A 21,236-nucleotide genomic window follows, 5' to 3' on the forward strand; every position below is an offset into this window, starting at 1 on the left:
AACGGGGCTCCGGATTTCCTATTTGACGCGTTTTCTTCACGCGACCCGGCACCCCTTCGCGCGAAAACGCTTGAGAGGCTTTGAGAGATGACCCGATTTCTGTTTGCCGTCGTTCCGCTGGTTTTGTTGACGTCGGCCGCCTCGGCGCAGCAGCAGGGGCGGGATGCCTGCTCGCGCGATGCCTCGCGGTTCTGCCGCGCCCATCTCAGCGAGGGCGATCAGGTCGTATTGGCGTGCCTGAAGGAGCATCGCAGCCGCCTCAGCAAGGCCTGCCAGCAGACGCTCGCCGATCACGGGCAGTAGACCCATCAACTGTCATTCCGGGGCATCGCGGAGCGATGAACCTCAGATGCGCAACTGCGCATCGGGGAATCTCGAGCTAATAATCTCCAGATTCCGGGTTCGTGCTATTCGCGCGCCCCGGAATGACAATGGAGAGACTACGTACTGCTGCCCGCTGCGGTCGCGACCACCGGGATCACCTCCTTGGCGGCGCGGTCCGGGGTCTCGTCCTTCCAGCGAACCGATCCGAACGGACGCTCCAACATCCGGCGCACGCGGATCGGCTCGGCGCCGATGTGGAAGTCGGCCGCCTTCTGATGCAGTTCGCGCTCGATCTGCGTGGCGCGGTTGCGCTGGCGCAGGAAATCGAGCCAGGTCGGGCAATGATAGCGCTCGGTCCACAATTCGGGATCGGCGATGTCGCGGGCGATCGACCAGCCATAGGCGCCGTTGCGCTGGCGGCTGAGCTGCACGTCCTGCATCACGTTGTGGAAGGCGCGGGCATTGTCCTGCGCCACCCGGTATTCGATCTCGACCACCAGCGGCCCGCTGCGCCCGCTCAGTTGCAGCCGCACCTCGGGATCGGCCAGCGCATCCGTCGCGTCCTCGTTGCGGGCGCCGATCGGCGGCATCCTGAGCCAGATGCCGAGCAGCGGCGACAGCAGCATCAGACCGGCGGAGATCAACAGCGCCATCTCGACGCCGCCGACATCCGTGATGCGGCCCCAGCACCAGCTGCCGATCGCGATGCCGCCGGCGATCGCGGCCTGGAAGGCCGCCAGCGAACGTCCCGCGACCCAGCGCGGCGCGGAGAGCTGCACACCGATATTGAACAGCGCAATCGCCAGCATCCACACCGCTCCGGCAACCACCAGCGCGGCGGCGGTGATCACCGGCTGCTTGCTCACGGCAACCGCGGCGATCGCCGCGCCCATCGTCAAAGCGCAGACGCGTATGGCGGCTTCGCCGCTCAGCCGGCTGCGGATCTCGCTGATATTGAGCGCGCCGATCACCGCGCCCATGCCGAAGGCGCCGAGCATGATGCCGTAGGTCTGCGCGCCGCCATGCAGGAGGTCGCGCGCCACCAGCGGCATCAGCGCCGAGACCGAGCCGCCGATGATGCCGGTCACCATGGTGCGGGTCAGCACGATCTTGATCGACGGCGAATTGGTGATGTAGCGCACCCCGGAGACGATGGCGCGGTTCAGCCGCTCGCGCGGCAGCCGCGACGGCTCGCTGACGCGATTCCACAGGAACAGCACGACGAGCAGCGGCAGATACAGCACGGCATTGGCGGCGAAGGCGGCGACGGCGCCCGCGGACGCCACCACGATGCCGCCGATCGCCGGACCGAAGCTGCGCGCGATGTTGTAGCTGATGCCGTTCAGCGCGACCGCGGCGGGCAGCGTCTCCGGCGGCACCTGCTCGCTGACCGAGGATTGCCAGGCCGGGCCGAACAGCGCCATGCCGCTGCCGACCACGAAGCACAGCGCGAGCAGGATGTTCGGCGTTACCAGATTGAGCCAGGCCAGCACGGTCAGGATGGTGGCGCCGGTCAGCGCGATCGCCAGCGACACCAGCGCGACGATGCGGCGGTCGTGCATGTCGGCGATGGCCCCGGCCGGCATCGAGATCAGCATTACCGGCAGCATCAAGGCGGTCTGCACCAGCGCGACCTTGTCGGCCTCCGCGGTCATCTGCGTCATCGCCCAGGCGGCGCCGACGCCCTGGATCAGGATGCCTAGATTGGAGAGCAGGCTCGCGAGCCAGATTCGCCTGAAGATTGAATGCCGCAACGGTGCAGTGATACTGTCGGAGCGATCGCGCGGTTCGGTCATATCCAGTTCCGGTTGGCCTGCTATGGCTTGTTGGACGATTCCGGCTGCACCAACTGATGCCCGCGAAACGCGTGTTCTGTCCAGCGATTACGGCATCCTTGGCGGGGACAGGGCACAGCTAAGGCACTGAAAGACCTGAGGAAGGCTTGGGGAGGGGGCAATGGCGCTGTCGCGGCGGAGAATATTGCAAGGGGCCGGCGCCCTGTCCCTGCTGGCCGACCGCCTCGGGCGCCCCGGCCTTGGCTCAACCGGTCTTGGCTCAGTCGGCCTTCGCTCAGTCGGCCTTGGCTCAGCCGGCGCCCGCCGGTGACACGCCGCCGATCCTGTTCGTGCACGGCAATGGCGATCACGCCCCGCTCTGGATGACGACGTGCTGGCGGATGGAATCGAACGGCGTGCCGCGCGAGCGCATGGCCGTGATCAATTTCACCGATCCGCTGGCACGCACCGACAACAAGGTCGAACAGGCCAGCCGCTCCTCGACCGAGGATCAGCGCCGCGAGCTCGCCGAGGCGATCAGGGAGCTGAAGCAGAAGACCGGCGCGCCACGGATCGCACTGGTCGGCAGTTCGCGCGGCGGCAACGCGATCCGCAATTACATCAAGAATGGTGGCGGCGGCGACATCAGCCACGCGGTGCTGTGCGGCACGCCCAATCACGGTGTGTATGCGTGGGACGACGGGCTCGGCAACGAGTTCAACGGGCGTGGTCCGTTCCTGCGGGGATTGAACGATGGCGATAGCGAAGTCACTGTCGGCACCCTGTTCCTGACGCTGCGCAGCGACGGCCTCGACAAATATGCGCAGGCCGACGGCCGCTTCGTCGGCAAGCCGGGCACGCCGACCAACGTCACGACGGAAGGGCCGGCGCTCAAAGGCGCGACCAATCTGGTGCTCGGCGCGGTCGATCATCGCGAGACCGCCTTTCATCCGCGGGCCTTTCGCGAGATCTACAAATTCATCGCAAGGCACGAGCCGTCGCGGATCGAGATCGTGCCGGAGACGGCGGTGAGGCTGAGCGGTCTCGTCACGGGCACGCCCGGCGGCGTGCCGACCAACCGGCCGGTGCCCGGGGGCCACGGTCGACATCTATCATGTCGCGGCGGAGACTGGTGAGCGCATCAGCGGCCCGCTGCACAGCTCGCAGACCGGCGCCGACGGTCGCTGGGGTCCGGCGCAGGTCGACCCGTCGTGGCCGCTCGAATTCGTGCTGACGTCACCTGGTACGGCGACGACGCACATCTATCGCTCGCAGTTTCCGCGCTCGTCCGAGATCGTGCATCTGCGCGCGGCGCGGCCGCTGGGGCCGGCCGATGCCGGCGCAGGCGCGGTCGTGCTGATGTCGCGGCCGCGCGGCTATTTCGGCCTGCCGCGCGATATCGTGCTGTTCGACGGCAAGGAGCCGGCCGATGTAAAGCCCGGCGTGCCGACCGATTCGGTGACGACGCTGCGGCTGGCCGCGGACGACGTCGGCCGTCCGGTCGCCGCGATCTTCAACGGGGAGCGCATTGTGATGCGGGCCTGGCCGGCATCGGAAAATCGGATTGCGGTCGCCGAGCTGACTTATTAGGTCTGGTGCAGGGTCCGCGCGCCTTCATGGCGCCGGGATCGCATGGCCGGATCGGCCGTCGCGTGAGGCAGGAAGCGAGGACCATGAGCATAGCCGAGGTCTACGATATCACGGTCACGCGGCGGCCCCTGGTCCCGCCGGCCCCGCCGCGCGCGCCGGACGACATGGGCGCGTTCCAGCGCATGCGGGTGATGCGCAACTCGCCGATCGAGACCTGGGGCCAGCGCGCCTATGAGGACGACATCGTCCAGGGCCGTTTTCTCGGCCACTCGAGCTTTATCCTCAACACGCCGGATGCGATCCGCCACGTGCTGGTCGACAATTACGAGAACTACACCCGCACGCCGGCCGGCCTTCGCGTGCTGCGTCCGATGCTCGGCGAGGGGCTATTAATCGCCGAAGGGCGGGCGTGGAAACATCAGCGCCGCACGCTGGCGCCCGCGTTCACGCCGCGCGCGGTGACGACGCTGGTGCCTTACATGATTGCGGCGGTCGACGAGACCATCGCCAAGCTGAAGTCGGCCAGCGGCGGCCCGGTCGATCTGCGCGAGGCGATGCAGCGGATGACGCTGGAGATCGCCGGCCGCACCATGTTCTCGTTCGGCATGGATCGCCACGGCGCCGCGCTGCGCGACTTCGTGATGGAGTATGGCGACACGCTGGCGCGGCCGCACATGCTGGATCTGGTGCTGCCGTTGAATTGGCCGACGCCGCAGGATTTCCGCCGCGCCCGTTTCCGCAAGCGCTGGACCGCGTTCGTCGGCATGCTGATGGCCGAGCGACGTGCGGCCGGCAAGGATGACAACGCGCCGGCCCGCGACCTGTTCGACCTGATGGGCGCCGCGCGCGATCCTGAAACCGGCGAGGCCTTCACCGATGCCCAACTCGGCGACCAGGTCGCCACCATGATCCTGGCCGGCCACGAGACGACTGCGACCGCGCTGTTCTGGGCGCTCTATCTGCTGGCGCTCGATCCCCTGACCCAGGAACAGCTGGCAGCAGAAGTCGGGAGCGCGGCGACGTCTGGCGCGCTCGACATCGAGCGGCTGAAATTCACCCGCGCGGTGATCGACGAAACCATGCGGCTTTATCCGCCGGCGTTCCTGATCGCGCGTGCGGCGGGCGGTCCCGATACCATCGCGGGCCGTCCGGTCAGGAAGGGTGACGTAATCCTGATCGCGCCGTGGCTGTTGCATCGGCATGAGAAGCTGTGGCGCGATCCGAACGCGTTCGTGCCGTCGCGTTTCATGACGGGAACGCCGCACGATCGGTTCGCCTATCTGCCGTTCGGGGTCGGCGCGCGGGTCTGCATCGGCGCGCATTTTGCGCTGGTCGAGGCGACGCTCGCGCTTGCGAATATTGTCGGCGCATTCCGCGTAGCGCTGGCGGACAAAGATCCGGTGCTGCCGATCGGCGTGGTGACGACACAGCCGAACCGCTCGCCGGTGTTTACGATCAAGCCGCGCTGATCTTGCGCGGCGGTGTCCCAATGCTCATCTAGGGGCTCACCATGAGCGATACGCAGGCCCATTTCGCAGTCCTCAGGCAGACGACCGATCCGGCCGTCGTCGATGCCATGCAGCAGCTGATCGCGGACGGTCATGACCGGGATCTCAATCGCATCAATCTGCTGGATTTCTCGAACCGCACCGGGCTCGACCAGGAGAAGGTAATCTCCGGCTTCCTGCATGCGTCGCGGCTCGGCCTGTTCGACATGAGCTGGAATGTGCTGTGCCCGGGCTGCGGCGGCGTGCTCGATGCGCATTCGACGCTGAAGTCGTTGCGCCATGACGACTACAATTGTGCGCTGTGCGCGGCCGGATACGAAGCGTCCGTCGACGATCTGGTCGAAGTCGCCTTCACCGTCAGCCCGCGCGTGCGCCGCATCGGCGCGCATGATCCGAATACGCTGCCGATCTGGGAGTATGTCCGCCAGATGTTCTGGAGCTCGGGCATCGAGCTCAACGAAGACTCGCTGGAGCGCCTGCTCAAGGAGGTGACGCTGGAATCGCTGGAGTTGCCGGCCGGCGAGAAGGCGCTGCTATCGCTGCAATTGCCGAAGCAGTTCCTGATCGTGTTCGAGCCGGTGACGCACTCGGCGCATTTCTTCGACGTGCAGGGCGAGCCGACCACCGAGCGCCAACAGTTCTCGATCGTGTTCAACAAGCTGCAGGCGCCGACCGGCACCACGGTGCTGCGGCCGGGGCCGCTCCGGCTGTCGCTGGACAACCAGACCGACACCCGCGTGCTGCCCGCTGTTTGGGTAGCGGCCGATGCGCTGCATGAGCTGCTCGGCAAGCGCAAGCCGATCCTCACCGCGAAGCGGATGCTGTCGAACCAGACCTTCCGCGATGTGTTCAAGGCCGACAACCTCACGGTCGACCAGCGGCTGAAGATCACCGCGCTCACCTTCCTGTTCACCGACCTCAAAGGCTCGACTGCGCTCTATGAACGGGTCGGCGATCTCGCCGCATTCGATCTGGTGCGCGCGCATTTCCACGCGCTGCTCGAGATCATCGCTTCCGAGCACGGCGCCGTGGTGAAGACGATCGGCGATGCCGTGATGGCGACCTTCATCCGGCCAGAGCATGCATTGTCGGCGGGCCTGCGCATGCGGGCGGCGATGAAGCAGCTCAACACCGCGCGCGGCAAGGAAGATCTGATCGTCAAGATCGGCATCCATGAGGGGCCGTGCCTCGCGGTGACGCTCAACGAGCGGCAGGATTATTTCGGCCAGACCGTGAATATCGCAGCCAGGGTGCAGAGCCTGTCGACGTCGCAGGAAATCCATTTGACCCAGCCGGTGATGGAATCGGCTGAGGTCGCGGGCATCCTCGATCGCGCCGCGATCAAGCCGATCCAGAAGGAAGCGGCACTGCGTGGCATTGCCGACAAGCTCGTGGTGTACGAGATACCGTAGTCATATTGCCGAAACGTAATGCTTGCCGAAACGTAATGTCGCAGCGGGAACTTGCGCGGATTGCACCGGTTCTGTTTCCACGCCATATAGATTTCAACGGAGCGGGATCCGGGAAAACTTGATAGCCGGAAAGATCACGCTCAATTCAGGCAGGCTGCATTCCACAGAGAGAACGATGCTCGACGGACTTCGCCAATTCATTGCCGATATCGTTTCCCCCGACGCCCAGGCCGACCGCACCTTCGATGACGGCGACTATCGCCTGGCGGCGACCGCGCTGCTGGTGCACGTCGTCTCGCTGGACGGCGAGCCGACGCCTGCCGAGACGCGCAAGCTGCACGGCCTGATCGAGAGCCGTTTCCAGCTCGACCGCGGCGCGGCCGACAAGCTGATCGCCTCTGCCATGCGCGTCGAGGGCGAGGCCGTCGATCTCTATCACTTTACCAGCGTCATCATGCGCTCGGTGAACGAGGAGGGACGGCTGCGCATCGTCGAGATGATGTGGGAGCTGGTCTATGCCGACGGTCAGGTCAGCGAGTTCGAGGACAATGTGGTCTGGCGCGCCGCCGATCTGCTCGGCATTTCCTCGCGCGACCGCATCGATCTCAAGCATCGGGTCGCCGAGAAGCAGGCGGCGCTGCCAAAGGGCCCATGGGGCACGGCGGACGCCGCAATCTGACGCGATTGCCCGCGCCGGCGGACGCATCGTCACCGGTATCACGGATGACGAAATTTTAATGTCCGCCGCGATTGTGGGCGATCCGACTGAAAATCTGGCGTTTCATCACGAAACCAGTGCCTCGCCGCTGTCCACAAGCTTACACACGGCTTGCGTCCCACCGCATGCCTATGCTCTCGTCGGCTTGTTGGGGACCTCACTAGAATTTGCAGTAAGAGTTTGAAACGTGACCGAGCGTGTGACGCTGATAACCGGGGCATCGGCGGGCATAGGCACCGAACTGGCGCGCGTGTTTGCATCGAATGGTCACCGTGTGGCGCTGGTGGCGCGGCGCGCCGACCGCCTGAAGGCGCTCGCCGACGAGCTCGGGGCCAAGGGCGGCGCAGCGCCGATTGTGATCCCCTGTGATCTCCAGCACGCCGATGCGGGCGACCGGATCGCGCAGGCCCTGACCGACGCCGGGGTCGAGGTCGAATTTCTCGTCAATAATGCCGGCTTCGGCCTGTTCGGCCGCGCCATCGAGCGCGACCGCGCCGAGCAGCTCAACATCATCAATGTCAATATCCGCGCGCTGACCGATCTGACGCTGCGCTTTGCCGACCAGCTGATCCGCAACCGCGGCGGCATCCTCAATCTCGGCTCGATCGCCGGATTTCTGCCGGGCCCCGGCATGGCCGTGTACTACGCCAGCAAGGCCTATGTGTTGTCGTTTACCGAGGCGTTGCGCTGTGAGCTGGCGCCGCAGGGCGTGCGTGTCACCGTGTGTTGCCCGGGCCCGGTACCATCGGAGTTTCAGGATCGCGCCGGGTTTGCCCCCGGATTCGATTCCGCCATCCTCAACGTTACGCCGGAAGAGGTGGCCCGCCAGGCCTATCGCGGGTTGATGGCCAACAAGCGCGCGGTGCTGCCCGGCGCCTTCATCAAGCTGGTGCCGTTTCTGCTCCGGCTGTTTCCGCGCTCCTTCATCCTGACGGCGGTCGGCGGATTTCAGCTCCGCAAGCGCTAGCTGTCCCTGAAAAGCGTCCCACTCGTCGCCATTAAGGCTGTTTCTGGCCCGGGATTTGCTTCGCCTGGGTGTGCGCAAACTCACACGATGTTAACGACCACTTAGCTATGATCGCGCCTTACGTGCCGAAACTTTAAGCAGAGGCAATGTCGTTCCGGTCTGACCAAAGCCGTGTCGTGGTGCCCTTCGCCAGCCGAAGGCCGACCGTGGTCACGGCTGAGATCTCGGACCAGACCCCGCTGCGGCCGGTGCTGATCGTGCTGCATCAGGAGACATCGACTCCCGGCCGGATCGGCAACGCCCTGCGCGCGCTGGGTTACCGCCTCGACATCCGCCGCCCGCGCTTCGGCGACGCGCTGCCCGAAACGCTCGACGCGCATGCCGGCGCGGTGATCTTCGGCGGTCCGATGAGCGCCAATGATGGCGACGACTATGTGCGGCGCGAGATCGACTGGATCGCCGTTCCGCTGCGCGAGCAGCGTCCGTTTCTGGGCATCTGCCTCGGCGCGCAGATGCTGGCGCGGCAGCTCGGCGCCGAGGTCGCGCCGCATCCGCAAGGCCGTGTCGAGGTCGGCTATTATCCGGTCAGGCCGACCGAGGCGGGCCGCGCGCTCTGCCCGGACTGGCCGGCGCGGGTCTATCACTGGCACGGCGAGGGATTTCAATTGCCCGCCGGCGCCGACCTGCTCGCGGCGGGCGATGATTTCCCGGTGCAGGCGTTCGAGTTCGGCAACGCCTTCGGCCTGCAATTCCACCCCGACGTGACCTACGCGATGATGCATCGCTGGACCACGCTCGGTTGCGCGCGGATGGATTCGCCGGGCGCACAGCCGGGCCATCTGCACTTCGCCGAGCGTGCCGTCCACGATGCCGCCGAGCGCGCGTGGCTGAAGCATTTCATCGACGGCTGGATCGCGCGCGTGCCGCAGCGGCAGCTGCTGCAGGCCGCGGAATAGCCGCCACGCGGAATTTCGCGCCGGCTTTTCGTTCTGGTGAATGTGCTACTGTCGGCCGCCGCGCGCAGGCCGCATCGCCGCGCGTATCAATAACAACAAGGCACAGGGAGATCGCCGTGAGCTACGAGCACATCCTCTATGAGGTCAGCGACAGGATCGCGACCATCACGCTCAACCGCCCCGATCGCATGAATGCGTGGACCGCGATCATGGAGCGCGACGTGCGCCACGCGATGGAGGCGGCGGCCAACGACGACAACGTTCGCGTCATCGTGCTGACCGGCGCGGGCCGCGGCTTCTGCGCCGGCGCCGACATGGACGCGCTGAAGGGAATCGATCCCAACGAGGTCAGGCGCGGCGAGAATATCCCGTTCGACATGAACCGGCGCGCCGACTGGCAGACGCGCTACGCCTACTACCCCGCGATCCGGAAGCCCGTGATCGCGATGCTCAACGGCGCCACCGCCGGCATCGGCCTGGTTCACGCGCTCTATTGCGATTTGCGCTTCGCCGCCGACACCGCGGTGTTCACCACCGCCTTCGCGCGGCGCGGCCTGATCGCCGAACACGGCATCAGCTGGATGCTGCCGCGTATCGTCGGCCACGCCAATGCGCTCGATCTGTTGATGTCGGCGCGGCGGGTGTCGGCCGAGGAGGCGCTGCGCATCGGCCTCGTCAACCGGCTCTCTTCGCCGGAGAAGCTGCGCGAGGAGACCTATGCCTATGCCCGCGACCTCGCCGATTTCGTCTCGCCGAGCGCGATCGCTGTGATCAAGCGCCAGATCTACGACGTGCCGTTCCAGACGCTCGCCGAAGCCACCATCGATGCCAACCGCGAGATGCAGATCGCGCTGAAGGGCAATGATTTCAGGGAAGGCGTCGCGAGCTTTGTGGAGAAGCGGCCGCCAAGGTTTACGGGGACGTGAGGGGGCTAACGGACAAAGTCCGTCTTCGCCCTTTGGGCTTCGCCGGACACCACGCTTCGCCCTCCAGGCTCCTGCGCGGCTGCGCCACGCGTAGCCCGAAGGGCGAAGCGTGGTGGAGCCAGGCGGGATCGAACCGCCGACCTCGTCATTGCGAACGACGCGCTCTCCCAGCTGAGCTATGGCCCCATCGCGGCCGGGTGTTGCTGAGTATCCCGGCCGTCAGTCGGGCGCCATTTACAGTCCCGCCCAAGGTCAAGTCAAGAACGGTGAAAGCGCGGTTTTCGGCCCGTCCCGCCGGGAACTTCCCTTGTTTGCGGGGGGATGAACCGATATCTAGGGCGTGATCCCGACCCGGCGGACCGCGCGAGCGCCCAGCGCATAGCGGTTTTCCGAAACGATCCCGCTCAAACAAGAAGCGCGATGGCGGCTCAGTCCGGTCTCGTTGCGCCTCAATCGGTTGTCTTACCCGCGAGCCCCCCTCATATGCGCGCTGTTCTCGACATCGTCATCATCATCCTCGACCTCTATGTCTGGCTGCTGATCGCCTCCGCCATCCTGTCCTGGCTGGTCGCCTTCAATGTGGTCAACACGCGCAACCAGTTCGTTTCCGCGGTGGCCGAGTTCCTCTACCGGATCACCGAGCCGGTGCTGCGGCCGATCCGCAACGTGATGCCGAATCTGGGCGGGCTCGATATCTCGCCGATCATCGTGATCCTGATCATCATGTTCATCCAGCGGGTGATCGCCTATTACATCTATCCCAACGTGATCTGACCCTTTCTCGACGGGGCCTTGATGGATCCGTGGCGCTATTCCACCGAGGGCATCAGCATCGCGCTGCGCGTGACGCCGCGCGGCGGCCGCGACGACATCGACGGGATCGAGACGCTGGCCAACGGCCGTTCGGTGGTGAAGGTGCGGGTGCGCGCCATCGCTGAGGGCGGCGAGGCCAACCGTGCGGTGACTGAGCTGCTGGCCAAGGCGCTTGGCGTGCCGAAAGCCAGGGTGAAGCTGTTGTCCGGCGCCACCTCGCGGCTCAAGCAGGTCGCGGTGGACGGCGATCCGAAAGGGCTCGGCGATACATTGAGGAAGCTGACGGCGGCCAAGCCGAACCAGCAGACAAGGGACTGACATGACTGCCCGCATCATCGACGGAAAAGCCATCGCCGCCGAGCTTCGCGCCCGCGTCGCCGACGAGGTCGCCCGCGTCAAGCGCGACCATGCGCTCACGCCGGGGCTCGCCGTCGTGCTGGTCGGCCATGATCCCGCGAGCGAGGTCTATGTCCGCAGCAAGCACACCCAGACCCAGGTCGCCGGCATGGCCTCGTTCGAGCACAAGCTGCCGGAGGATGTGTCGCAGGCCGATCTGCTGGCGCTGATCGCGCGGCTCAACCGCGATCCCATGGTGCATGGCATCCTGGTGCAGCTGCCGCTGCCGAAGTCGCTGCACACCGAGACCGTCATCAACGCGATCGATCCGGCCAAGGACGTCGATGGCCTGCACCCCGACAATGCCGGCCGGCTCGCCGGGGGCCTGGCGGCACTGTCGCCCTGCACGCCGCTCGGCTGCATCATCCTGACCAAGAGCGTGCACGCCTCGCTCGAGGGCATGAACGCGATCGTGATCGGCCGCTCCAATCTGGTCGGTCGTCCGCTGGTGCAATTGCTGCTGAACGAGAACGCGACGGTGACGATCGCGCATTCGCGCTCGCGCGATCTGCCAAGGCTCTGCGCCCAGGCCGATCTGGTCTATGCCGCGGTCGGCCGGCCCGAGATGGTGCGGGGCGACTGGCTGAAGCCGCGCGCGACGGTGATCGATGTCGGCATCAACCGCATTCCGGTGCCCGGCGGCAAGCCGAAGCTGGTCGGCGATGTCGCGTTCCAGGAAGCGCTCAATGTCGCCGGCGCAATCACGCCGGTGCCCGGCGGCGTCGGGCAGATGACGGTGGCGTGCCTCCTGGTCAACACGCTGCGCGCCGCCTGCGCGATTGCCGGCCTGCCGGCGCCGGCGGTGTGAAATGCTCCCTCGCCCCGCTCTTGCGGGGAGAGGGTTGGGGTGAGGGGCCCCTCTCCGAGGTGGGATTGTCGAAAGACCTGTACCCCCTCACCCGGATCGCATTCCGCTCCGCTACATGCGATCCGACCTCTCCCCGCAAGCGGGGCGAGGTTAGTCACTTCTTCTTCGCGCGCTCGATGCCTTCGAGGATCAGCCTGCGGGCTTCGTCGGCGTCGCCCCAGCGCAGCACCTTCACCCACTTGCCTTTCTCGAGGTCCTTGTAGTGCTCGAAGAAGTGCTGGATCTGCTGCAGCGTGATGTCGGGCAGGTCGCTGTAGTTCTGCACCTTGTCGTAGCGCTGGGTCAGCTTCGACGACGGCACCGCGATGATCTTCTCGTCGCCGCCGGCCTCGTCCTCCATCAGGAGCACGCCGACCACCCGGACGCTCATCACCGCGCCCGGCACGATCGCGCGGGTGTTGACGATCAGCACGTCGCAGGGATCGCCGTCGCCGGACAGCGTGTGCGGGATGAAGCCGTAATTGCCGGGATAGCGCATCGGCGTGTAGAGGAAGCGGTCCACCACGAGCGTGCCGGCTTCCTTGTCCATTTCGTACTTGATTGGCTCGCCGCCGACGGCAACCTCGATGATGACGTTGACGTCGTGGGGCGGATTTTTTCCGATCGATATGGCGTCGATACGCATGGATTGCTCCGCGTGGCCTCTGGAAGTTGAGAACGATGTGATTTTTTGGTTGGCGCCGCCGGGCCGCGAAACGGCTCCCGGCCCGGCCTTGGGGCCGGGCTGGCCGACGCGCGCAGCGCTTGAGGCTGGTTTAGCCTTGCTGCAGCTGCGAGAGAAGCAGGATTTTCAGTTGGCCCAGGCGAAAGCGACCTTGTCGAGCGACTTGGGCCCGAACCGCTCCGAGGAGCGCGCCACCATCCGGCCGCCCAGCGCACGGTAAAACTCGGTTGCCGGCTCGTTGTCGGAGAGCGCCCAGATCACCATGCTCTTGAGGCCGCTCTGCATCAGGTCGCGGCGAGCGGAGGCGAACAGGCGCCGGCCGAAGCCAAGCCCCTGGAATTCCGGCCGCAGATAGAGCTCGTAGATCTCGCCTTCGAAATGCAGGCTGCGGGCGCGGTTGCGGCCGTAATTGGCGTAGCCTGCGACCCGGTCGCCGAACACCAGCACGCTGACGCGGCTGCCCTTGCGGATGGCGCTGTCCCACCACTGCGGGCCGCGGCGATTGATCAGCTTTTCGAGTTCGGCGCCGGGGATGATTCCCTGATACGCCGAGCGCCAGGCTTCGTCATGGGTAGACGCCACCGCCGCCGCGTCTGCAGCTTTGGCCGGCCGGACCTCGATTAGCGTTGTGCTCATGCCTGTAATCAAAGCAAGTCGGCGGGCCGCCTTCAAGGTCCATCGTTAATTATCGGTTAATCTGTGGATTTTTTGCATCAGTGTCGTGAGAACTTGTTCCGAAAGAGGACACTTGCCGGAGTTCAAGCGGCCAACCGCCGATCCGGAGCTGTGCAAAGCGTGTATCGCGAGCGCAATATGACACTGCCATAGTTGGAAAAAGCTCATTCGGGGGCTGATTCGCGGCCAGGATTCTGCGGGCTAATCCAGACGCGATGTGGGTACTCCGACCGCGCCACGCCTGCGCCGCCGCAGTGGATTTTCGCGCCCGACCGGCCTATGGCAGCGGCGGTATTTGTGCGCGCCGAAGTTGGCCTGATTACGAGCGGACTGCGATGACGCTCTACTTCCTGATCAAATATCTGCACGTGCTCGGCGCCATCGTGATCCTGGGCACCGGGACCGGCATCGCCTTCTTCATGCTGGCGGCGCATCGCACGCAGGATGTGGCGTTCATCGCGCGCACAGCGGCGACCGTCGTGATCGCGGACATGATCTTCACGCTGAGTGCCGTGCTGCTTCAGCCGGTGAGCGGCGGACTGCTGATGCTGTTGTCGGCAACGAGCATCACCGAGCGCTGGCTGGCGGTTTCGCTTGCGCTCTACGCGCTGGCCGGCGTGTTCTGGGTTCCCGTCGTTTTCATGCAGATGGAGATGCGCAATCTCGCGCGGGCGGCCGTCGAAAAAGGTCTTCCGCTGCCGCCGCGTTATTTTGCGCTGTTTCGCCGCTGGTTCCTGTTCGGTATTCCCGGCTTCGGCTCCGTGATGATCATCCTCTGGCTGATGATCGCGAAACCATTTTAGCGCAGTGTCGTCATTCCGGGGCGATGCGAAGCATCGAACCGCAGATGCGCAATTGCGCATCGGGGAATCTCGAGATTCCGGGTTCGCTTCGCACCCCGGAATGACGCCAAATAGTCTGGGGCCTCATGAGTGACGACGCATCACACAACATCCTCGTGCTCGGCGCCTCGGGCCTGATCGGGCGCACGATCACCGACGATCTGAGGGCGCGCGGCTTACACGTGATCGGGGTCGCGCGGCATTTCACGCCGGCGCAAAAGATGAGCGCGGCCGACCTCGAGCTGCCTGTCATGTCGATGGATGCCGCGGCGCTGACGCAGCTGCTTCGCACGCATGAGGTGGACATCGTCGTGAACTGCCTCGGCGTGCTGCAGGATGGCCCGGGCAGCGACACCCGCGCGGTGCATTGCGACCTCGTCGCGCGGCTGTTGCAGGCGATCGGTGACAGCCACCGCGCCATCCGTCTCGTCCACATCTCGATTCCCGGCACGGCCGATGCGGACCGCACCGCCTTCAGCACCACCAAGCGCGCGGCCGAACGGCTGATCGTGGCGTCCGGGATTCCCCATGCAATCCTGCGTCCGGGCTTCGTGATCGCGCCGTCGGCCTATGGCGGCAGCGCCATGCTGCGCGCGCTGGCGGCGCTGCCGGTCGATCTGCCGGCCAATGAGGCCGCGACGCCGTTCCAGCCGGTTGCAGTCGAGGATATCGCCGCCACCATCGCCTGGCTTGCGGCGCGCGATGTCGCCGATGAAGCGGTGCGATCGGTGACCTGGGACCTGATGCAGAAGCAGCCGATTTCGCTCGGCGGCGTCATCGCCCAGTTCCGCCGGTCGTTCGGCACGGCAAAGCATGTCCGGATCGCGACGCCGCCGTTCCTGATCGATCTCGGCGCCCGTCTCGGCGATCTCGCAAGCCGGCTCGGCTGGCTGCCGCCGCTGCGCTCCACCGCGATCGCCGAGCTGCGCCGCGGCGTCACCGGCGATCCCGCAGGCTGGATGCAAGCGACCGGCATCGTGCCGAAGACAATCGCGCAAGCGGTCGGCGGGCGCCCCGCGACCATTCAGGACAAATGGTTCGCGCGGCTGTTTTTGATCAAGGCACTGATCTTCGTAAGCCTCGTGCTGTTCTGGGTCGCATCCGGCTTCATCGCGCTGGTGATCTCCTATGACGCCGCGGCAGGCATTTTGCGTGCGCACCATTTCCCGCCGGCTTTGGTCGGGCCGGTGACGGTGTTGACCAGCCTGATGGACATGAGCATTGGGGTGCTGATCGCGATCCGCCGCACCGCGGCGTTCGGTCTGATCGCAGGCATCATCGCCTCGCTCGGCTACATGGCGGGATCGGCGATCCTGACGCCGGATCTCTGGATCGAGCCGCTCGGCGCGCTGGTGAAGACGGGACCTGCGATCGTGCTGATGCTGGTCGCGCTGTTGATCCTGGATAACCGGTAGCGTTTTCGAGCGAAGTGGGAACCGGTTCGCGTGAAGAAAACGCGTTGAGGGAATCGATATGAGCACTTGGCCCGACGACGACGTGATCCTCTATGACGGCGTCTGCATCTTCTGCTCGCGCTGGGTCCGCTTCGTCATCGCCCGCGACACGGCACGCCGCTTTCGCTTCACGCCGATCCAGTCCGGCTACGGCACGCGGCTGGCGAAGACCTTCGGCATCGATCCTGACGACCCCGACACCAACGCCGTCGTCCATGGCGGCGTCGCCTACATGAAATCCGACGCGGCGCTGACGGTGCTGAGCCATCTGCCCGGCTGGGGCTGGACCCGCACGCTGTTCGCGGTCCCCAAGCCGCTGCGCGACGCCTTCTACAGCCTGATCGCCCGCCACCGGTACAAGATCTTCGGGAAATACGAGACGTGCTTCGTGCCCGACGCGGATATGCGGGCGAGAGTGCTGGAGTAAATGCGTTCAATCGCGGCTATTGAACGAAGCCTCATACGACAGAGGTTCGAGCGAAACTAGTTTTTCCAGCGGAGGTGCCAACTCGAACATTTTTGGGGCCTTCAAGAAATCATACAAGCGGCAAATCCGAAACTCTTTCGGTCGTTCCCTTGAGAACGAAAGCTCGTTGCGGGTCATATAGAAAGGCGCAGTCTGCGAACCGACAGTAGTCTTTACCTCCAGAAATCTCTCCTTGCCTTGAGCATCGAACGACAAGACATCGTAGCCGGCACCATCGCCATCCTCCATCGAAACCCACCTCACCTTTTTGGCAAGGTCAGATCGGTCGAGCGCCCGGAGCCGCTGTCGTTCAAAATGAAAGACAATTTGCTCGCCGTCATGCCCTAACTTGCGATTCAAAAAATCACGTTCGGCGGGATTGAACTTTCGGATAAGGCGTTGAGCCGCGTCAGGACGGGGCGCCTTATTCGCGAGCTCAGGCGGCGGCTCCAGGAAGAGCTGTGGTCGCTCGCCGATCTCGTTCGACAGCAGCAGCTCCGGATGAAGGGCGGCGGGATGATTGGTAATGTATCGTTCGACTGCGCCCACAATTGATTTCTGAAAATGAGCCCTGGGCTTGTATCCGTTAATCCAAGGGATTTCGAGCAGCTGAAGGACCGCTGAAATGTTATGGTGTTTGAATTCGATGGAGCTGTTGCTTCGGCCGATCTGACCCATCAACACCCGTCGGTGCTGGGTCTTGTCGTAAGGTGCACGACGCAACTCGTCGTTCAGCATCGAGAAGTAGTCGGCGACGATGAGGTCGAGCTCGTCGTCCGTCCAATCTTTTCGCTCCCCTGCTGCCATGCCCGAAAAATGGACTAATCCTCTATCGGCGTCCAGTCTTCGTCAGGTCTTCGGGCCAGCCGCACCCACCACTTCCCTCGCTGCCCGCTCTCCCGAGTCCCGCGCGCCGTGCGCGGTCGAGAAAAACTCCGGCGACGTCGCTTCGCCGGCGAAGAACAGCCGGCCGTCGACCGGCGCGGCCAGTACGGCGCGCTTGTCCGCGTGGCCGGGCAGTGCGTGCGAGTACGAGCCGCGGGCGAACGGGTCGTGGGCCCAGCGGGATTCGCTGAGCGGCTTCAGCTTGCGGCGGAAATCATTGCCGAGGAAGGAGACGATCTCGTCGATGCTGTGCGCGGCGATCGCGCCGTCGCCGGCATCTTCAAGCTGTTGCGCAAAACGGCCCCCGAAGAAACCTTCGATGCAGGGCTGGCCGAACGGGCGGATGTGATAGGTGCCCATCTCGGTGCGCATGGTGGCGCCGCGCAGATTGCCTTCCTTCGGCAGCGCCTCGGGCTCGGCGAGCGCCAGCGTCACCTTGTCGGCAAGGCCGAGCGGCAGGCCGCGCGCGGCGTCGAGCTTGTCCGGCAGTGCAGGCGAAAAGCGGATCGTCTGATCGGCGATCAGGTTGGTCGGCACGGTGACGATCACCTTGTCCGCCTCAAGCGCGCCGCGCGAGGTCTCGATGCGGATCCGCTTGCCGGAGTGATCGATCAGGCTGACCTCGCAGTTCAGCGCCACCGGCACCTGCGCGCCATAGGCCGCGACCAGCGCGCCGTAGCCGCGCCGCACCCGCCAATTGATGTCGGTGTCCTCATAGGCGTCGACGTCGAGGATCGAGACCTGGTCGAGCTCGCAACCGTTCACATAAGTGGAGATCGCATCGATCATCGGGTTCCAGCGGTTGCCGGGCTCGAGATACAGGCTGGCCGGGCAGTCCATGCCGTGCCGCGCCGCCTGCTCGATGCGGTCGTAGAATTGGTCGAGTGCGTGCGTGAAGTCGTCGCGAGCGGCCTGCGGGAACGCCTCGCCGTAGGCGCGCTCGCGCCACGGCGGCAAGTCCTTGTTGAGCTCGAAGTTGAGTTGCCGGGCGATGCCGACAAAGCTGTTCCGGTCGGCCGAGTGCAGCCAGCCGCAGCCGACGTCGAACACCACGTCAGGCGCGGCCTGAATCGTATGCGCGCGGCCGCCGAGGCGGTCGCGGGCTTCCAGCACGATCGTGGAGAGGCCGGAGTCCTTCAGCGCATTCGCGGCACCGAGGCCGGCGGCGCCGGCGCCGATGATGGCGACATCGACCGTGGAGGGAGGGGAAGTCATGTCCCGGCTCTAGCACGTCCGCCGCCGGGCCTGAAGCCGCCACATGCATGACTGTCATCACCCGCGCAGGCGAAGGCGGGTGATCCAGTATTCCAGAGACAGTAGCGATTGAACTGATGGGCCGCGGCGTACTGGATGCCCCGGTCGAACCGGGGCATGACAGCTTACGCCACCGCTTCCTTGGCCTTTTCGGCGCGCTTGCGGTCGTTCGGGTCGAGGTGCTTCTTGCGCAGCCGGATCGACTTCGGCGTCACCTCGACGAGCTCGTCGTCCTCGATATAGGCGAGCGCCTTTTCCAGCGTCATCCGGATCGGCGGCGTCAGGCGCACCGCCTCGTCCTTCGAGGTGGTGCGGATGTTGGTGAGCTGCTTGCCCTTCAGCACGTTGATCTCGAGGTCGTTGTCGCGGGTGTGCTCGCCGACGATCATGCCCTTGTAGACCTTCCAGCCCGGCTCGATCATCATCGGGCCGCGGTCTTCCAGCTTGAACATCGCATAGGCCACCGCTTCGCCCTGGTCGTTGGAGATCAGGACGCCGTTGCGGCGGCCCTGGATCTCGCCCTTGTAAGCGGCATAGCCGTGGAAGATGCGGTTCATGATCGCGGTGCCGCGGGTGTCGGTGAGCAGTTCGCCCTGGTAGCCGATCAGGCCGCGGGTCGGCGCGTAGAACACCAGCCGCAGGCGGTTGCCGCCGGAGGGGCGCATCTCGATCATCTCGGCCTTGCGCTCGCTCATCTTCTGCACGACGACGCCGGAATGCTCCTCGTCGACGTCGATCACGACTTCCTCGATCGGCTCCTGCCAGGCGCCGGTCGCCTCGTCCTTCTGCAGCACGACGCGCGGGCGCGACACCGAGAGCTCAAAGCCCTCGCGGCGCATGGTCTCGATCAGGATCGCGAGCTGCAATTCGCCGCGTCCGGAGACTTCCATGGAATCCTTGTCGGCGGCCTCGACGACGCGCAGCGCGACATTGCCCTCGGCCTCGCGCATCAGGCGGTCGCGGATCATGCGCGAGGTCACCTTGTCGCCTTCGGTGCCGGCGAGCGGCGAGTTGTTGACGATGAACGACATCGACACCGTCGGCGGATCGATCGGCTGCGCCGGCAGCGGCGTCTCGACGGTGGGATCGCAGAAGGTGTCGGCGACGGTGCCCTTGGTGAGGCCCGCGATCGCGACGATGTCGCCGGCCTCGGCCTCCTCGAGCGGGGTGCGCTCAAGGCCGCGGAAGGCGAGGATCTTGGTCAGGCGGCCGCTCTCGATCAGCTTGCCGTCGGCGGACAGCACCTTGACCTGCTGGTTCGGCTTGATCGAGCCCGAGGAGATGCGGCCGGTGATGATGCGGCCGAGATAGGGGTTGGCCTCGAGGATGGTGCCGATCATGCGGAACGGACCTTCCTCGACCTTCGGCGGCTCGACATGGCGCACGATCAGGTCGAACAGCGGCTGCATGCCGAGGTCCTTCGGACCCTCCGGGCTCTCCGCCATCCAGCCCTGCTTGGCCGACCCGTACAGAATCGGGAAGTCGAGCTGCTCTTCGGAGGCGTCGAGCGCTGCGAACAGGTCGAACACCTCGTTGATGACTTCGGTCGGGCGTGCGTCGGGACGGTCGACCTTGTTGATCACGACGATCGGCTTCAGCCCGATCTTGAGCGCCTTCGACACCACGAACTTGGTCTGCGGCAGCGGGCCCTCGGCGGCGTCGACCAGCACCAGCGCGCCGTCCACCATGTTGAGGATGCGCTCGACCTCACCGCCGAAGTCGGCATGGCCGGGGGTGTCGACGATGTTGACGCGGATGTCCTTCCACTGCACCGAGGCGGCCTTGGCCAGGATGGTGATGCCGCGCTCGCGCTCCAGGTCGTTGGAGTCCATGGCGCGCTCGGTGACCTTCTGGTTCTCGCGGAAGGTGCCGGATTGCTGCAGCAGGCGGTCGACGAGGGTGGTCTTGCCGTGGTCGACGTGGGCGATGATGGCGACGTTGCGAAGGTTCATGGCTCTTCTTCTGGTCGTGCAATGGCAGATGCGCGATCTCGCCGGACCAGTTTGGCCGGCCGCTCGCTCGCGTGGCCCATTCGGGCCCGGATCACGCTCATACCCAAGAAATTTGACGGGGACGCATCACCCCAAAAAGGAAGCCCGGTCAGAGGACCGGGCACCTTGCGCGTTGCGGCGCAATATAGTCAGAAAACGCCAAAAAACAATGATTTATTGGCTGTTTGGAGGGCTGATTTTGGTTCCAAAGGCGGGTTTTGAGGGGCTTTCAGGTCTTACTTCCGGGTAATCGCGAACACGATCAGGCCAAGCCCGCCCAGCGCCACCAACATCACGAACATGGTGATGGGGTCGCCGCCGGCCCCGGCGCCCATCTTGGCGTTGAGAATGGCGCACAGGACGCCAGGGATCAGCAGGATCACCCCCACCACCAGCATGAGGGCGGTCAGGCAGCCGTTGCGCTGCCCGGGTTCCGGAGGCCTGTATGGCGGGGGTGTGTCGGAATTGCTCACGGGATTTGCCGATCTAGCGCTCTCGCGGACGCGTCGCCAACCAGACCAGCCAGCCACCAACGAGGGCGATCGCGAGAATGACGAGCAGGATAGGGAGGTCGGCCGCTCTGAACGATATGCCGGATTTGAGGCCGGCCATCACGACGCATAAGGCGGGAAGCAACAACACGATGCCGACCAGGAGCATCAGCATCGACAGGCAGCCTTCCGCCGCCGAAGGCGGCGTTGGTGGTCGTTCCGGGGGCGTGTCGTCGGTGTCGGACATGCGTCGTCGAATGG

21 protein-coding genes, 1 tRNA gene and 1 pseudogene are annotated in these 21,236 nt (G+C 65.3%); 14 read left to right on the forward strand and 9 right to left on the reverse strand.

Features of this window, described 5'->3' with window-relative positions; translation table 11 throughout:
* Positions 1-87 precede the first annotated feature (87 nt).
* A complete protein-coding gene (locus ACVIYL_RS09680; RefSeq protein WP_016842076.1) occupies positions 88-303 on the forward strand; it encodes a cysteine rich repeat-containing protein in 216 nt (71 codons plus the stop codon).
* 137 nt (positions 304-440) lie between these two features.
* On the opposite strand, the gene ACVIYL_RS09685 is transcribed toward ACVIYL_RS09680, so the two are convergent.
* Positions 441-2,120, reverse strand: coding sequence for an MFS transporter (locus ACVIYL_RS09685; protein WP_092087790.1), 1,680 nt, complete (start codon positions 2,118-2,120; stop codon positions 441-443).
* A gap of 160 nt (positions 2,121-2,280) precedes the next feature.
* Between ACVIYL_RS09685 and ACVIYL_RS09690 the strand changes: the two are divergent.
* From ACVIYL_RS09690 to ACVIYL_RS09720, 7 genes and pseudogenes are all read left to right on the forward strand, one after another.
* Positions 2,281-3,689: pseudogene (locus ACVIYL_RS09690) on the forward strand (hydrolase).
* Between the two features lie 83 nt (positions 3,690-3,772).
* Positions 3,773-5,158 carry a cytochrome P450 gene (locus ACVIYL_RS09695; protein WP_456778386.1) on the forward strand — a complete coding sequence of 462 codons (1,386 nt, stop codon included), beginning with the start codon at positions 3,773-3,775 and terminating at the stop codon, positions 5,156-5,158.
* A 41-nt stretch (positions 5,159-5,199) separates the two neighbouring features.
* Positions 5,200-6,609, forward strand: coding sequence for an adenylate/guanylate cyclase domain-containing protein (locus ACVIYL_RS09700; protein ID WP_225642287.1), 1,410 nt, complete (start codon positions 5,200-5,202; stop codon positions 6,607-6,609).
* A gap of 175 nt (positions 6,610-6,784) precedes the next feature.
* Positions 6,785-7,288: a tellurite resistance TerB family protein gene (locus ACVIYL_RS09705; protein WP_016847256.1), complete on the forward strand. Its 504-nt coding sequence runs from the start codon at positions 6,785-6,787 to the stop codon at positions 7,286-7,288.
* A gap of 226 nt (positions 7,289-7,514) precedes the next feature.
* Positions 7,515-8,294 carry an SDR family NAD(P)-dependent oxidoreductase gene (locus tag ACVIYL_RS09710; protein ID WP_253605615.1) on the forward strand — a complete coding sequence of 260 codons (780 nt, stop codon included), beginning with the start codon at positions 7,515-7,517 and terminating at the stop codon, positions 8,292-8,294.
* A gap of 146 nt (positions 8,295-8,440) precedes the next feature.
* Positions 8,441-9,250, forward strand: a complete 810-nt coding sequence (locus ACVIYL_RS09715) for a glutamine amidotransferase (RefSeq protein WP_310882838.1) — start codon at positions 8,441-8,443, stop codon at positions 9,248-9,250.
* 116 nt (positions 9,251-9,366) lie between these two features.
* On the forward strand, positions 9,367-10,176 hold the full coding sequence (locus ACVIYL_RS09720) for an enoyl-CoA hydratase (protein WP_347341491.1): 810 nt from the start codon (positions 9,367-9,369) through the stop codon (positions 10,174-10,176).
* Between the two features lie 110 nt (positions 10,177-10,286).
* Here ACVIYL_RS09720 and ACVIYL_RS09725 read toward each other — a convergent pair.
* Positions 10,287-10,362, reverse strand: a tRNA-Ala gene (locus ACVIYL_RS09725).
* A gap of 297 nt (positions 10,363-10,659) precedes the next feature.
* Between ACVIYL_RS09725 and ACVIYL_RS09730 the strand changes: the two genes are divergently transcribed.
* From ACVIYL_RS09730 to ACVIYL_RS09740, 3 genes are read left to right on the forward strand one after another with little or no spacing between them, the layout of a single operon-like run.
* Positions 10,660-10,950, forward strand: coding sequence for a YggT family protein (locus ACVIYL_RS09730; RefSeq protein WP_016847252.1), 291 nt, complete (start codon positions 10,660-10,662; stop codon positions 10,948-10,950).
* Positions 10,951-10,971: 21 nt separating this feature from the next.
* Positions 10,972-11,307: a DUF167 domain-containing protein gene (locus ACVIYL_RS09735; protein ID WP_016847251.1), complete on the forward strand. Its 336-nt coding sequence runs from the start codon at positions 10,972-10,974 to the stop codon at positions 11,305-11,307.
* A 1-nt stretch (position 11,308) separates the two neighbouring features.
* Positions 11,309-12,193: a bifunctional methylenetetrahydrofolate dehydrogenase/methenyltetrahydrofolate cyclohydrolase gene (locus ACVIYL_RS09740; RefSeq protein ID WP_456778387.1), complete on the forward strand. Its 885-nt coding sequence runs from the start codon at positions 11,309-11,311 to the stop codon at positions 12,191-12,193.
* 154 nt (positions 12,194-12,347) lie between these two features.
* Here ACVIYL_RS09740 and ppa read toward each other — a convergent pair whose 3' ends face one another.
* The gene (ppa, locus tag ACVIYL_RS09745) at positions 12,348-12,878 is read right to left on the reverse strand and encodes an inorganic diphosphatase (protein WP_028337382.1); all 531 of its coding nucleotides are present in this window, start codon (positions 12,876-12,878) and stop codon (positions 12,348-12,350) included.
* A gap of 165 nt (positions 12,879-13,043) precedes the next feature.
* Complete coding sequence (locus ACVIYL_RS09750; RefSeq protein ID WP_028343770.1) at positions 13,044-13,553, reverse strand: GNAT family N-acetyltransferase; 510 nt, start codon at positions 13,551-13,553, stop codon at positions 13,044-13,046.
* A 374-nt stretch (positions 13,554-13,927) separates the two neighbouring features.
* On the opposite strand from ACVIYL_RS09750, the gene ACVIYL_RS09755 reads away from it, so the two are divergent.
* From ACVIYL_RS09755 to ACVIYL_RS09765, 3 genes are all read left to right on the forward strand, one after another.
* Entirely contained in the window at positions 13,928-14,395 is a 468-nt protein-coding gene (locus ACVIYL_RS09755) for a DUF2269 family protein (RefSeq protein WP_456778388.1), read from the forward strand.
* 125 nt (positions 14,396-14,520) lie between these two features.
* A complete protein-coding gene (locus tag ACVIYL_RS09760; protein WP_456778389.1) occupies positions 14,521-15,849 on the forward strand; it encodes an SDR family oxidoreductase in 1,329 nt (442 codons plus the stop codon).
* A 58-nt stretch (positions 15,850-15,907) separates the two neighbouring features.
* Entirely contained in the window at positions 15,908-16,315 is a 408-nt protein-coding gene (locus ACVIYL_RS09765; RefSeq protein ID WP_310882842.1) for a thiol-disulfide oxidoreductase DCC family protein, read from the forward strand.
* A 6-nt stretch (positions 16,316-16,321) separates the two neighbouring features.
* Here the strand turns inward: ACVIYL_RS09765 and ACVIYL_RS09770 are convergent, their stop codons facing one another.
* The 5 genes from ACVIYL_RS09770 to ACVIYL_RS09790 all read right to left on the reverse strand — a co-directional run bounded on the left by ACVIYL_RS09770 (position 16,322) and on the right by ACVIYL_RS09790 (position 21,222).
* Positions 16,322-17,161, reverse strand: a complete 840-nt coding sequence (locus tag ACVIYL_RS09770) for a DUF3883 domain-containing protein (RefSeq protein WP_310882843.1) — start codon at positions 17,159-17,161, stop codon at positions 16,322-16,324.
* A gap of 42 nt (positions 17,162-17,203) precedes the next feature.
* The gene (locus ACVIYL_RS09775) at positions 17,204-18,454 is read right to left on the reverse strand and encodes a flavin monoamine oxidase family protein (RefSeq protein WP_456778390.1); all 1,251 of its coding nucleotides are present in this window, start codon (positions 18,452-18,454) and stop codon (positions 17,204-17,206) included.
* Between the two features lie 164 nt (positions 18,455-18,618).
* On the reverse strand, positions 18,619-20,445 hold the full coding sequence (gene typA, locus ACVIYL_RS09780) for a translational GTPase TypA (RefSeq protein ID WP_016847242.1): 1,827 nt from the start codon (positions 20,443-20,445) through the stop codon (positions 18,619-18,621).
* 275 nt (positions 20,446-20,720) lie between these two features.
* On the reverse strand, positions 20,721-20,957 hold the full coding sequence (locus ACVIYL_RS09785; RefSeq protein WP_456778391.1) for a hypothetical protein: 237 nt from the start codon (positions 20,955-20,957) through the stop codon (positions 20,721-20,723).
* 13 nt (positions 20,958-20,970) lie between these two features.
* Positions 20,971-21,222, reverse strand: a complete 252-nt coding sequence (locus tag ACVIYL_RS09790; RefSeq protein WP_253605594.1) for a hypothetical protein — start codon at positions 21,220-21,222, stop codon at positions 20,971-20,973.
* Positions 21,223-21,236: the final 14 nt, after the last annotated feature.

The organism is Bradyrhizobium sp. USDA 3315 (assembly GCF_054056795.1).

Excerpts from the sequence above, each read along its gene's own strand:
- ACVIYL_RS09680 (WP_016842076.1), top strand. The coding sequence starts at position 88 with ATGACCCGATTTCTGTTTGCCGTCGTTCCGCTGGTTTTGTTGACGTCG.
- ACVIYL_RS09685 (WP_092087790.1), bottom strand. The coding sequence starts at position 2,120 with ATGACCGAACCGCGCGATCGCTCCGACAGTATCACTGCACCGTTGCGG.
- ACVIYL_RS09695 (WP_456778386.1), top strand. The coding sequence starts at position 3,773 with ATGAGCATAGCCGAGGTCTACGATATCACGGTCACGCGGCGGCCCCTG.
- ACVIYL_RS09700 (WP_225642287.1), top strand. The coding sequence starts at position 5,200 with ATGAGCGATACGCAGGCCCATTTCGCAGTCCTCAGGCAGACGACCGAT.
- ACVIYL_RS09705 (WP_016847256.1), top strand. The coding sequence starts at position 6,785 with ATGCTCGACGGACTTCGCCAATTCATTGCCGATATCGTTTCCCCCGAC.
- ACVIYL_RS09715 (WP_310882838.1), top strand. The coding sequence starts at position 8,441 with ATGTCGTTCCGGTCTGACCAAAGCCGTGTCGTGGTGCCCTTCGCCAGC.
- ACVIYL_RS09730 (WP_016847252.1), top strand. The coding sequence starts at position 10,660 with ATGCGCGCTGTTCTCGACATCGTCATCATCATCCTCGACCTCTATGTC.
- ACVIYL_RS09735 (WP_016847251.1), top strand. The coding sequence starts at position 10,972 with ATGGATCCGTGGCGCTATTCCACCGAGGGCATCAGCATCGCGCTGCGC.
- ACVIYL_RS09740 (WP_456778387.1), top strand. The coding sequence starts at position 11,309 with ATGACTGCCCGCATCATCGACGGAAAAGCCATCGCCGCCGAGCTTCGC.
- ppa (WP_028337382.1), bottom strand. The coding sequence starts at position 12,878 with ATGCGTATCGACGCCATATCGATCGGAAAAAATCCGCCCCACGACGTC.
- ACVIYL_RS09750 (WP_028343770.1), bottom strand. The coding sequence starts at position 13,553 with ATGAGCACAACGCTAATCGAGGTCCGGCCGGCCAAAGCTGCAGACGCG.
- ACVIYL_RS09755 (WP_456778388.1), top strand. The coding sequence starts at position 13,928 with ATGACGCTCTACTTCCTGATCAAATATCTGCACGTGCTCGGCGCCATC.
- ACVIYL_RS09760 (WP_456778389.1), top strand. The coding sequence starts at position 14,521 with ATGAGTGACGACGCATCACACAACATCCTCGTGCTCGGCGCCTCGGGC.
- ACVIYL_RS09765 (WP_310882842.1), top strand. The coding sequence starts at position 15,908 with ATGAGCACTTGGCCCGACGACGACGTGATCCTCTATGACGGCGTCTGC.
- ACVIYL_RS09770 (WP_310882843.1), bottom strand. The coding sequence starts at position 17,161 with ATGGCAGCAGGGGAGCGAAAAGATTGGACGGACGACGAGCTCGACCTC.
- ACVIYL_RS09775 (WP_456778390.1), bottom strand. The coding sequence starts at position 18,454 with ATGACTTCCCCTCCCTCCACGGTCGATGTCGCCATCATCGGCGCCGGC.
- typA (WP_016847242.1), bottom strand. The coding sequence starts at position 20,445 with ATGAACCTTCGCAACGTCGCCATCATCGCCCACGTCGACCACGGCAAG.
- ACVIYL_RS09790 (WP_253605594.1), bottom strand. The coding sequence starts at position 21,222 with ATGTCCGACACCGACGACACGCCCCCGGAACGACCACCAACGCCGCCT.